The 12,118-nt window shown below is 38.1% G+C and carries 12 protein-coding genes, 2 tRNA genes and 1 pseudogene; 1 reads left to right on the plus strand and 14 read right to left on the minus strand.

Going from position 1 to position 12,118, the window contains the following annotated elements:
- Nucleotides 1–290: 290 nt before the first annotated feature.
- Both JYB65_RS15275 and JYB65_RS06275 read right to left on the minus strand, forming a co-directional pair.
- On the minus strand, nucleotides 291–407 hold the full coding sequence (locus JYB65_RS15275; RefSeq protein WP_206581807.1) for a DUF4368 domain-containing protein: 117 nt from the start codon (nucleotides 405–407) through the stop codon (nucleotides 291–293).
- Between the two features lie 457 nt (nucleotides 408–864).
- Complete coding sequence (locus tag JYB65_RS06275) at nucleotides 865–1,938, minus strand: type I restriction endonuclease (protein WP_206581808.1); 1,074 nt, start codon at nucleotides 1,936–1,938, stop codon at nucleotides 865–867.
- A gap of 217 nt (nucleotides 1,939–2,155) precedes the next feature.
- On the opposite strand from JYB65_RS06275, the gene JYB65_RS06280 reads away from it, so the two are divergent.
- Nucleotides 2,156–2,353 carry a hypothetical protein gene (locus JYB65_RS06280; protein ID WP_206581809.1) on the plus strand — a complete coding sequence of 66 codons (198 nt, stop codon included), beginning with the start codon at nucleotides 2,156–2,158 and terminating at the stop codon, nucleotides 2,351–2,353.
- 19 nt (nucleotides 2,354–2,372) lie between these two features.
- On the opposite strand, the pseudogene JYB65_RS14920 reads toward JYB65_RS06280, so the two are convergent.
- The 12 genes and pseudogenes from JYB65_RS14920 to JYB65_RS06340 form a co-directional block, all read right to left on the minus strand.
- A pseudogene (locus JYB65_RS14920) lies at nucleotides 2,373–2,456 on the minus strand (transposase); the annotation flags it as partial.
- A 131-nt stretch (nucleotides 2,457–2,587) separates the two neighbouring features.
- Nucleotides 2,588–2,664 (minus strand) — tRNA-Pro (locus JYB65_RS06290).
- Nucleotides 2,665–2,673: 9 nt separating this feature from the next.
- A tRNA-Thr gene (locus JYB65_RS06295) sits at nucleotides 2,674–2,749 on the minus strand.
- Between the two features lie 146 nt (nucleotides 2,750–2,895).
- The gene (locus JYB65_RS06300; RefSeq protein WP_206581810.1) at nucleotides 2,896–3,465 is read right to left on the minus strand and encodes an acetylglutamate kinase; all 570 of its coding nucleotides are present in this window, start codon (nucleotides 3,463–3,465) and stop codon (nucleotides 2,896–2,898) included.
- An 88-nt stretch (nucleotides 3,466–3,553) separates the two neighbouring features.
- A complete protein-coding gene (locus tag JYB65_RS06305) occupies nucleotides 3,554–4,555 on the minus strand; it encodes a calcium/sodium antiporter (RefSeq protein WP_206581811.1) in 1,002 nt (333 codons plus the stop codon).
- Between the two features lie 237 nt (nucleotides 4,556–4,792).
- Nucleotides 4,793–5,596, minus strand: coding sequence for an AAA family ATPase (locus JYB65_RS06310; RefSeq protein ID WP_206581812.1), 804 nt, complete (start codon nucleotides 5,594–5,596; stop codon nucleotides 4,793–4,795).
- 245 nt (nucleotides 5,597–5,841) lie between these two features.
- A complete protein-coding gene (locus tag JYB65_RS06315; protein WP_206581813.1) occupies nucleotides 5,842–6,396 on the minus strand; it encodes an NADPH-dependent FMN reductase in 555 nt (184 codons plus the stop codon).
- Nucleotides 6,397–6,613: 217 nt separating this feature from the next.
- Nucleotides 6,614–8,062, minus strand: coding sequence for a 4-hydroxyphenylacetate 3-hydroxylase family protein (locus tag JYB65_RS06320; protein ID WP_206581814.1), 1,449 nt, complete (start codon nucleotides 8,060–8,062; stop codon nucleotides 6,614–6,616).
- A gap of 332 nt (nucleotides 8,063–8,394) precedes the next feature.
- Nucleotides 8,395–9,714, minus strand: coding sequence for an acetyl-CoA hydrolase/transferase family protein (locus JYB65_RS06325; protein WP_206581815.1), 1,320 nt, complete (start codon nucleotides 9,712–9,714; stop codon nucleotides 8,395–8,397).
- 32 nt (nucleotides 9,715–9,746) lie between these two features.
- The gene (gene fabZ, locus JYB65_RS06330; RefSeq protein ID WP_209010497.1) at nucleotides 9,747–10,187 is read right to left on the minus strand and encodes a 3-hydroxyacyl-ACP dehydratase FabZ; all 441 of its coding nucleotides are present in this window, start codon (nucleotides 10,185–10,187) and stop codon (nucleotides 9,747–9,749) included.
- Entirely contained in the window at nucleotides 10,180–10,971 is a 792-nt protein-coding gene (locus tag JYB65_RS06335; protein ID WP_206581816.1) for an acyl-CoA dehydratase activase, read from the minus strand. Before JYB65_RS06335 ends, fabZ begins: the two co-directional genes overlap by 8 nt.
- A gap of 18 nt (nucleotides 10,972–10,989) precedes the next feature.
- Nucleotides 10,990–12,117, minus strand: coding sequence for a 2-hydroxyacyl-CoA dehydratase subunit D (locus JYB65_RS06340; protein ID WP_206581817.1), 1,128 nt, complete (start codon nucleotides 12,115–12,117; stop codon nucleotides 10,990–10,992).
- Nucleotide 12,118 lies beyond the last annotated feature (1 nt).

Raw genomic sequence — 12,118 nt, forward strand, 5'->3', positions numbered from 1 at the left:
ATAATGATGAATAAACTGTTTTTTATCAATACTCATAGTGTTCTCCATTTGCTCAAAGTAAATCAACGAACAACCGATAATTACATATTATCCTTTATTCCTACAAATTATAACATAATATTTTACATTATACACCATTTTTTATATTTAGTACTTCTATATTACATTTATATAAATTATTTACTTATACAAAAACAGACATATCTTGGAGAGCATCGCCTTTCAGATACCGCTGATAAACTTCGCCACTACAGTCTTTTACTTTTAGTTAAAACAGCCGGCAATTGAATCTACACCAGAGTTATTGATATTGGCTCCACAAAATCATAGTAAATATCCACTCGCTGGCTTTTGCTTCCTCTGGATTTTCTGTTTTTTTCATGAACTGTAATTCGTTCTAAGTTCATTTAAAATCTTAGCATTGAGTTCCTTTATATCCGTATATTTTCCAATTAAAATTCTCGAATCCACTATCGCGGATTGTTTCATTGTATAAGATAATGCGTCATTTTCATAGATACAGCTCTAGGCGAAGATCGTGGAGATATAAGTGTAAATGTACTTCCCGTGTTTCACATTGTTATTGTACAATCTACTAGAGAATTATTTGCGTTAAATTAAAATTAATTAACTTAATTTCATAACCACAAAAACAACCCCATTCTTCCTTATGATAAAAATGGGGTTGTTTTTCGTGGTCGAGACGACAGGATTCAAATTTAATATTTTAATAATGATGCAATATGTTATTAAAGGCTCGAACGTGTTTATTTCAATACGTTGAGCCTTTTTATTTAGGGTAATTAATGTTTGAAAATGTTAGCTGATTTTGGATTTTACGAGAAGATTTACAACAATTTCTCTTTATAGATACCTCTTGCACGATTCTGTTATCTCATCAGCGTAATTATAAATATCATCAATGCTATTAATATCATATCTAACCGGTTTTTTATTCTCATCGGCCACAGTAATGTATTTTATGGACTGCATCAAATGAATTCTGCATACCCATTTTCTATTATTATCATCCAAGAGAATACTGAAGTAACTTTCCGTATCTCGGTAATTTATCCGTTCGCAATTCACAGTAGTTCTAAGTATAGATTTTACAATAGCATAAGCTTCCAATTCTTCTATAGTAGTATCAATTTTCCTTACGATGCCTTCCTCTGCACTATCCTGTAAAATCGTTTCTTCAGCTGTTTTAATTTCCTCGTCATTTTCTTTACTGAGAGCGCTCTTGATCTTAGTATTCATAGAATCATTAATATGTTGCTGAAGTGCACGCTTTATCAGCGGCGTGAATTTATCCATGACTTTTTGATTTTTTGTTCCATTATATACTTCATTTAAAATCACTTTGGCAAATTCAGGAGAAGGGTTTTCTAATTCTTTGGAGAACCATTCTTTTATAAGCCGATTATACTTTAACTCTTCTGCCGTATTTAGGATACTATCTATATCAAGCGCATCTTTTGTGAACTTTTTAAGCTCTATAAAATCCCTATCTTTCATATTTAATAAGTCGATAGTTAAGAATGGGGTATCATCCATTCTGTTTTTATTTTCAAGATCAGTATAAAATCTGTAAACAATACCATTAGTCAAGATCGCGAACTTTGCAGCAGTGGTCGTTCCAAAATATCTAAAAAGCTGATTTCCATGTTTTTCTAAATTTTCACTGCAAGACTTACACTCAATAAAAATAAGAGGGTTTTCATCAACTATGATCGCATAATCAATTTTTTCTCCTTTTTTTATCCCTACATCAGCTATATATTCAGGAACAAATTCAAGAGGATTGAAAACATCATAACCTAGCAACTGGAAAAACGGCATAACAAAAGATGTTTTAGTCGCCTCCTCTGTGGAAATAGAAGCCTGTAAGGTTGTAATACGTTCTATGAACTGTCTGATTTTTTCATTAAATTCCATGTCTCACGCTCTCCTTTTACTAAATACATTGGTATAACTTTACAGATATTATAATTTTATCATACTCCAAGTTCTAAGATATTACAACATATTACATTATAGGTAAGATTTAAAAACAATAAAAAAGCTGCATAAATTTTATAGTAAAATTTGGCCTTTACTAATTATTTTAAAGTATATATAACTCATAAATATTAAAATTAAAGGAGATATTCTAATGGCAGATTTTGAAGCCAGAAAAGAATTGCAGAAACTTGAAAATGAGCTAGATGAAGATGAATACGAAATTTATAAATTCAAAGTCATAGGTAGATGGCCTTATCTTAAGATTACACCGGAAGAGGTACAAGAAAGAATCTATGTGACTCAAGGTAAAATAGATTCTCTTAAGATAAGATTAGGAATGTTCTATTGATCAATATCCCCGGTCATTGAGCTACGCTATACTTTGGCGGAATACTTACCAACATAGGTACATGATCCGGGCATAATTCTGCTTCAATGATCTCAATTCCTTTCTGAACCTAATCTATTTTAACAAATGGAGGTTTTTATTTCCTGTCCATAGCTAAAGCTTTTTATTCTCACCTGCATAGCAGGTGGATTTCATTAACAATAAAAAAAGAACGTTGAAATTTCAACGTTCTAATGGTCGGGACGACAGGATTCGAACCTGCGGCCTATTACTCCCGAAGCAATCGCGCTACCAAGCTGCGCCACGTCCCGGAAATAGTTTGGAGCTACTGGTGGGACTCGAACCCACTACCTGCACGTTACGAATGTGCTGCTCTGCCAGATGAGCTACAGTAGCAAATAGTCAATAATGAAATCTTAGCACTGACTTGTTTAATTGTCAATACTGGATTATCGTCCAGCAATTGACGACTTCATGCCTAAGTTCATTTATAAAAAGGGCGCCACATAACTGTTTTCATGAAGCGCTCTTCTTTAAAACGCTTAAATGTTGAATTGTTTAATTATTCCGCACGCCATCTGGTCGGCCATCATCAACATTTGAGTTTGCATGTTATCATATTGATCAATACTTTCTTGGTACTTCCCTGTAAGTATTTGGGTCGCTTGATTCTCAACCATTTTCAAGTGGTCATTAAGCATAGCTTGCCAGGCCTGTGTATTCCAATAAGGGCTCATATCCCCTAATAGCACAGCAATATCTGTTGCATTTTGATACCATTTCTCGCGTTGTTCATTCACAGTTTTGGTATCTCCATCTTTTGCTGCATTAACCAGCTGCCCAGCGATAAGCAAATGATCCCTCAGTAGTTCCTCAAACTCCATCGCATACTGGTTGCCAAAAAAAATGCTTAGCAGGTAAGCGAAATCCGTTGGATTTCGCAGCAGCCTCTTCGTCACATCGTCTAAATCCTCTGAATTAAATGCCGTACTAATTGTGAAACCCCGTGTCCATATTGCATGGTCCATCCAGAGTCTTCTTAATATATTATATAGCTCTACTTCTTTTGGTGATAAGTTGCCTTCCATACAATCAAGCGGTCGATTCTCCATCTCTTTCCCTCCTTATTTATATAATAACATTTTATGCTATATAGCAATTTCACCTAGGATTATACGCTGATGCCATACACGTTAAGTTCTATCTCTTTATAATGTAGATGGTATATAAAATATAGATTAATATCATCGTAAACCCTTCAAATTTACTGATCGCTCGGCGGGTCAAAAGGTAAGCAAAAATATATAGACTCATTATAATAAGAACACCTATATCAATAAACGCCGCCATTGTCACCGCCATCGGATGCAGGAAACCGGATATTCCTAAAATAAAAAGGATATTAAAAATATTTGATCCGATCACATTTCCAACGGCAATTTCATTCTCACCTTTTCTGACCGCAGCCACTGAAGTTGCCAATGCCGGCAAAGAAGTTCCGATTCCAACAATTATCAGTCCGATCAAAGTTTGGCTTACTCCGAAAGCTTTGGCCAGTGCACAAGCATTGTCCGCTGCAAGGTTCCCTCCGACCGCCAGAGCAGCAATGCCCCCCACAATATAAAGAATATTGGCAGCATAGCCTGACTTTGAATACTCCGATGTGGAAAATTTTTTTCTTCCTTTTGGTTCACTGCTTACAGTCTCAAAGATAAAAACAGCAAACAAGAAGAGCAAAAGGACCGCTTCGGTTCTGTCAAGAACTCCAATATTCTGATTTAACGGATGAAACGTATCTAATCCTGCATATAACGGAGACCAAGGCAAATAACTATCCGCAATAAAAAACAATAGGATTACCGCGAGAAGAGTTTGATAAGGAAAGGTTTTATCACGGACAGATGGGAGCACCGGTATAGGCCTTAACAATGCGCAGAGTCCAAGAACACCCAGCACATTAAAAATATTTGAGCCAATAATAGTACTAATGGCCATTTCATTTGCACCTTTCAAGCTGGCAGATACACTAACGGCCAATTCCGGTGCGCTCGTTCCCATAGAAACCATTGTGAGCCCTATCACCATACCGGATACTTTTAATTTTTTTGCCATACAAGAGCTTCCATCTACCAGTGCATCGGCGCCTTTTATCAATAAGATAAACCCTACAATAAGTAATACAAGATTTGCTATACTTCCCATTCTTATTATCCTCCTTGCTTCTGTACTTCATAAACCTTACTCTCTCGTTTTTGCTTATAGGTTTCTTACGTAACAAAAAAACTTCTATTTCAAAAAGCTGCAATAGAAGTCATGTCTTCTGTGTTTTTATTTGTTACCGCCCTAAACTACCATTCCGTGCAATCTGCTGTATTATAAAATTATGAAATAGCGGTAGAGGTTATTCATTTAATTTTAGGAATTCTGTCATTCATTTCTTCATTTGAATGCTTCTTCATTTTTCTTGAAAAAGTCATAAAAATAGCGTACATTCTCTAAATCACTCCAACGGCTTACGCTCAACTCTTTCGAATCCAAATTGAAAATTTTGCCTTGCAAGGTTCCAAGCATGAAGGGTGAATGCGTTGCTACGATAAACTGACAAGATAAATACCTGGTTGCTTCGTTAATTTTTTCTGCCAGTAAAACTTGATTTTGAGGCGACAAAGACATCTCCGGCTCATCAAGCAAATATAGACAGTCTGGATAAATACTATCCTCCAGCACTTGCAGGGTGGTTTCTCCATTTGAATATTTTTCTTGATTAAATAGCATGATATCCATTTTCTTTTTTAACTCATAGGAATTCGCAAAACGTTTCACCGCATCTTCTTCCATGCCTTCCGAAGCTTTTTGAAACAGATAGCTTTCCTTTAAAATCATCGCCTGCTGTATCTTCTTAACGACATACATTACATCCTCACTTTTGATATAGCGGCTGTGCTTAGGCAAATCGAAAAGAGGTTTGCCGTTCTCCTTCTCTCCTAAGGTGAAATCACATTCCTCTAAAAAGATTTGAAACCAAGGATTAATATCCGCTCCGCACTCTGCTCCTGTCATTTTCAGCTTGTTAGCGATGATATTGAGAAGCGTCGATTTACCGGAGGCATTGTTTCCGTATAAAATGCTGATCGGTTCAAAAACCAGCCAGTCACACTCTTTTTTTGTAAAAATATTATAGGGATATACATTTGTATTGGGAATTTTCCGTTCAGAAAGTTTGAAAGCTCTTAAATAAATCATGCTGGTCTAACTGCTCCTATCTATCAAAATACTCTGGAATCAGTTTATCATAAGAGCGTCCCACATTCAAACATTTGTTCTTTTTTATTTTTCTTGTATATTTCATTGATTTTAATTCAAACAAACAAAATTGAATAAAAAAAGAGAACATTGCTGCTCTCTTCTACTTTTATTTAAATACCCCGTTTGAATAACGTGTACATCTTTTCCATTTTTGTCATTTCGATCTTTGAAAAAGCCCACTGCTATTGTTGAATAAATTCAACAAATGCTTTTGCTTGTTTCTCCAAAAACGGAGCACTGGTCGTCAGTTCAAGTTTCCCTTCTTGGTTCAATTGCTGCATTGCACTCGGTATGGTCAAGCGCGGAGAATTCATCACCTTCATATTTAAAAAGCTTATCAGTGTCACCAAATGATCCTGCGCCATTGCCGTCCCAGTCATGGCAGGTGAAATACCGCTTATTGCTGCGGGCTTGCCGATAAGTACCGGTGGCTCACTTTCACTAACCGGACGCGATAGCCAATCCAAAAGATTTTTCAACACACCGGAAAAGAAGTGATTATATTCAGGTGTAAAAAACCAAATACCGTCTGCTTCCTTTATCTTTTCTCTCACACGTTTTACAGCTTCCGGTGCGGGAAATTCAATATCTTGATTCATCAATGGAATATCTCCAAACTCAATCAGTTCAAATTCAGCTTCGTCTCCAACAACTGCCTTTGCAGCTAAAGCCAACTGGCGGTTATAGGAATCTTTTCTAAGTGATCCGACTATTGCTACTATTTTCGTTTTTCCCATTTTTTCTCCCTTCTTTCTAAACAAAATCTTTTTGTTCATTTTCCCTATGCAATATTGATATCCTGTGATCGGAAATTTAAACAACTTTCTTTCATTATTTTTAGTTTAATAGATTTAAAACCTCTTTTGACGGATTCACGGGTTGCTGAGCCTATCTCAAGAGGTTTTTAAATTATACGATTATTCGATTATCCGGCTTTATTTCGCCAATACACTTCTATTCTTTTATCTTCGCAATGTTCTTTGCTAGGCCCTTCTTGTGCTCAAAGTTTCCTAATCGTCCAATCATGATTCTCTGTGCCTGAGGAGAACCTGCTCCGTGCATCGATTCAGTAATATAGCCAACCGCGCCTGTTCCCAGAGTTAGATTTTCAATTAATCTCATAACGCGCATACGGCTTTCTGTAGGTACGGAATCCACACCCTTCAAATACTTTTCTATGTAATGCCCGATTTCTTTGCTTCTGAAATCCTTTTCGGAAGGCTGAGAAACCATGATACCTCCTGCAATATCTTGTGCAAGACGTCCTATTTCATAAGGGAATCTCGTTACATTCTGCTTACATACGTTTGCCAGCATTAAGTCGATTAAATAAGCGCCTGACGGAGTTTTTACGCCTTCATAGGAACATGCCAACGCGGATGAAAAAATGGTTTCATTTAGATGCGTCATTTCAATTAGCTTGTCCTTAATGTGAGAAGCTTTTTGTACACCATTGTAGTCAGCAGATAAGGCAGCAGCTCCGATTAATACGTCGCCAACTCCTACTTTACAAGCATAGCTTGGTCTATGATGTCCTGCAAAACGTTCTACAATCATGCCAGCGAATTCTGTTTCTCCGTCTAAGAAAATACGATTATTCGGAACAAAGACATGGTCAAATACAACCAGTGCTTCATGTCCGCCAAACTCACTGTTTCCTAAATCAATTTCAGTGCCTTCCAGTTTTCTGGTATCACAGGATTGACGTCCGTAAATAATCGTGATTCCCGGAGAATCCGTAGGGACAGAAAAGGAAACCGCATAGTCTTTATCTTCCTCAGACATGGCAATGGTGGGCATACACAATACTTCATGTGAATTCACAATTCCCGTTTGATGAGCCTTGCATCCATTGACTACAATACCATCTTCACGTCTTTCAACTACACGTAAATATAAATCAGGGTCTTTCTGCTTGCTAGGAGATAATCCTCTGTCACCCTTCGTGTCTGTCATGGCACCATCTGTTACCAAGTCCTCTTTCTGCACATAAAGTAAAAATTCCTTTACATTATCCAGGTAATGAGTGCCGTATTTTTGGTCTACCTCATAAGCGGTACTATATACAGCATTTAGTGCATCTTGTCCAACGCATCGTTGGAAGCAGCAAGCGGTTTTTTGACCTAACATTCGTTGTCTCTTTACTTTTTGAACTAAGTCAGAAGTGCTTTGGAATACATGATTATACAAGTTCACTTTTTCTCCGGTCAAATGTGATTTTACCGTCATCAAACCTTCATATAACGGGTCCAAAGCTAAGTCATAGGTTAAGGCAACCGCATTCATAGATGGTACGATAATCGGGTGCTCTACTGGACATTCCACTTTTTCACCAAACATGTAAACGTTCAAATTCAATTTACGTAGGCTTTCAATATACTCTTTACCGGTTCTTAATGTCATAACTGTGCCCTTCCTTTCTCTTATGCAGCAGTAAAGCTGCATTCTCTTAAATATTTCCTATTTAAGTTAATAATACCAAATTTTTAGCATTTTATCAACATTCGATATATATACCACGTATATTTCTTTTTAAACTCCAATAAATGTAAATCCTCCGGCATTGCCGGAGATTCTGCACGTACAATAAAAATGAGTCAATGTGCTTTTTTAAGACACCTTGACTCATTCTTTAATAACCATGTAAGCATTGTTTTTTGCTGTTATGTATATTTAATCCATTGCAGCTTTGCTTTAACGGCTGCCACTTTCAACTAATCAACTTTTCTTCCGGTTTACTTAATATAAATCTGTCCTGCATTTCTTCTATATTCATCAAATTCTTGCTTCAGCTGTTCCCTGAATTTCGGATGGGCAATATTGATCAAAGCCTCACACCGCTGGGTGAGGTTTTTGCCAAACAAATCGGCAATACCATATTCCGTCACCACATAGTGTACGTCTTGTCTGGTTGTGGTTACGGGAGTCCCTGTTTTCAGCACAGCCACAATTCGAGATACGGTTCCGTCTTTGGCTGTGGATGGCAATGCAATAATCGGCTTTCCATGCTTTGACTGCTCCGCACCTCTTAAAAAGTCCAACTGCCCTCCTACTCCTGAAAACATTTTACTTCCGATAGAATCAGCCACAACCTGTCCCATCAAGTCCACTTCGATTGCGGAATTAATCGCTATGACATTATCATTTTGCGCTATTACGCCCACATCATTTGTATAATCAACCGGCATCAGTTGAATCATCGGATTATAATCCACATATTGATAAAGTTCTTTTGTCCCTTGAACAAAGGTTGCAACAATTTTACCCTTGTCAATATTCTTTCGACTTCCGTTAACAACTCCTGTTTCCACCAGATGAATCAGATTATCGGAGAAAACCTCCGTATGTATTCCCAAGTCTTTTTTATCTTCTAAAAATTTTAAAATTGCGTTAGGGACGGTTCCCTGGCCCATTTGAAGCGTAGCACCGTCTTCAATCAAGGTTGAAATATGATAGCCGATTTTTTCTGCAATCTCATCTTCACTTGATATAAGAGGGATTTCATAAATGTCTTCATCATATTCCACAAAATAATCTATCTCAGAAACGTGAATTTTCGTTTCACCGCATAAGTGCGGCATCTTTTTATTCACCTGCGCAATCGAAATTCTCGCTTTCTCTGTAATGACTCGAGTCTGGTCGCAGGAAGTCCCCATATTCACATATCCTTCCTCATCCGGCGGCGTCACTTGAATGAAGGCGACATCAACGGGGATATTACCCTCTCTGATGGCAATGGGCTGTGCATAAAAATGAATCGGGATCATTTCACCTCTGCCTTCTTGACAGCATTTTCTGGTATTTTTACCTATAAAAAATGTATTCACCTCAAAATGTCCAAAACAATCTTCTGCGGCATAAGGTGCATCCCCGATATTCAATCCCTGACAAATCTTAACGCCTTGAAACTGTTCTTTCATTTCCACCAGTTTCTTAAACAAATATTGGGGTTCTGCGGCCGCATGAGCAGGGAAAATCGTTTCTCCGTTTTTTATTTGGCTTAATGCCTCTTCCGCCGTTACAATTCTGCTCTCATATATTTCTTTCCACTCCATGATTGATAAATCCTTTCTTATTCAAGCAGCAACTACCTCATTGCCAAAGTCACATCACCTTGACAGGCTAATACACCGTCGTTATATACTTTTGCACTGCAAGTAACGATTGCTTTTTCTGCTTTTTCAAATGATATTTCCGAATGGACCTCTACCGTGTCCCCCGGTTTGATCTTGCTCAGAAATTTTACTTTATCAATTCCTATAAACAGCGGAATCTTATTGGCATATCTTTCACAAGACAAAATTAAAATATCGGATGCCTGAGCCATTATTTCTACGGTATATACGCCGGGAAGCACCGCTTCTTCCGGAAAATGCCCTTTAAAAATTTCTCGTGAAGGCTCTACATAAAAGGCAGCCACAATACTTTTTTCCGTTTCCATCTCCAGTACTTCATCAATTAAAAGCATGGGGTCTCTATGAGGAATAACCTTTTTAATGTCATCTTTGTTCATGATTATGTTACGCATTGTCGTCCTCCTCTTTATTGAATATTTCATACGCAAATACAGCTGCACCGATGGCTCCCGCCGCTTGTGAATGCGGTACAACTTCCACTTCACACCCTAATTCCGCGGATAACGCCTGAACGAGATTGGCGTTTAATGCCACTCCGCCGGTCATGACCACTTTGGGCGAATAACCGACTCTGTTGCACATACCAGTTACCCTCTTTGCAATAGCCACATGCGCACCTCTTGCAACGTCCTCCAGTTTCTCTCCTGCGGAAAGTCTTGATATGACTTCACTCTCTGCAAAAACGGTACAGACATTGCTAATTGAAATGTTTTTCGTAGATTTCTCGGCCATCGCAGACAGATCACTTAATTCACAGCCTAATACTCTAGCCATTACCTCCATAAACCGTCCTGTCCCTGCGGCACATTTTTCATTCATGACAAAGTTTTGCACTTTGCCTTCGCTGTCAAGCTTAATTACTTTTGCATCCTGTCCACCGATATCAACAATGGTACTTACATTCCCAACTAAGTAATGGACTCCTTTGGCATGGCAAGTGATTTCAGTAATCTGTCGGTCCGCGTTTTTTAAGTTCATCCTTCCATACCCTGTGGCCACAGTAAACTGAATATCCTCTAACGTAATTTTTGCCTGTGACAGGGCATCCTCAAGAGCGGTCTGATATGCATTCGTACCCGTTCCTAAATTGATCACGGACACAGCTGCCAGTTCTCCGTTATCATTAATAATGGCAACCTTTGACGACGATGATCCTATATCAATTCCCAAAAACATTTCTCATTCTCCTATCCATTAAATTAGCATTTCCGTAAAGCTTTGTACTCTTGTTCGGATCTGTTCAAAAGAAGTAATCTGCTGATCAATTTCAAGGTAAAGCATCGGAATACCCGCTGCTTCTATTTCAGCCTTGTATATAGGGTAGTCAAATTCTTCCGGATCACAAAACTTCATCATAAATACGACGATGGCATCTGCTTTCTTTTCCTTTTTCATATCAATAAGCATCTGACCTCTGGTTTTCTGCTCTTCATAGAGAAACGTGTCTCCCCGCTGGTCTGCCATTCTATAGGCCATTTTTTCAAACACGCTGCCTTCCTTTCGCGACGGAGTCCTCCATTGTCTGGATTCCTGCGCTAAGTCGTCTCCAACAAAAGCAATGTGATTTTCCTCAAAGATTTCCAGGATTTCAACCGGTTCCGCTATCAGTCCCGTAGGAATCACTTTAATGCCTTTGAATTTCTTTATCGGTTCCTGTTTCAATCCTTCAATAATCGCTTTCATGTCTTCTTTATAGGATGCCTTATCTAAGAATTGCCCGGCTTTAATAATCAGATGCCTGGTTCTTGCTCCTATGATCTCAGGATGGTCCGCCGCGACTTCTGTAAACATCCGCATTGTATCTCTATAGTCTTCATACAAATCAAACGCTTTTTCCAACTTGTCGTCTGATAGTTGAATTTCCAGCAGCTTTTCCACTTCGCCTTTCACACGATTAAATTCATTCACCAAGTATTCAAATCCACAGTCAAGGGTTCGGTTTTGCGGATACACGATAGGAATAATAGGAATTTGAGGAACCGCAACCTTCCAATTTTCACAGACACACTTTAAGGTGTCACAAAAAGTAGGAAGTATAATACCTTTTAGCATGCTATAGGTGCCTTTCATGCCATACTCCATATTGGAGCGCATAATGGAGCAGCAAAAACTTTGCAAATATTTATCCGCCAATTGAAGTTCTGTGTTGCCTCCCCACATACCGATAGGAATTGCACCAGCAGCATAAATAATTTCTTCCGGTGTATGAATAGGGAAGCACCCAACCATAGGTTTTCCCGTATTTTTGATGGTATCTGCCACTGTCTTGGATGGATGCAGAGCTGCTATTTCTAATTTTTGAATGATCTCTTTATAACTCATT

Source organism: Clostridium aminobutyricum, from assembly GCF_017255415.1.
Classification (GTDB): domain Bacteria; phylum Bacillota; class Clostridia; order Peptostreptococcales; family Anaerovoracaceae; genus Aminipila; species Aminipila aminobutyrica.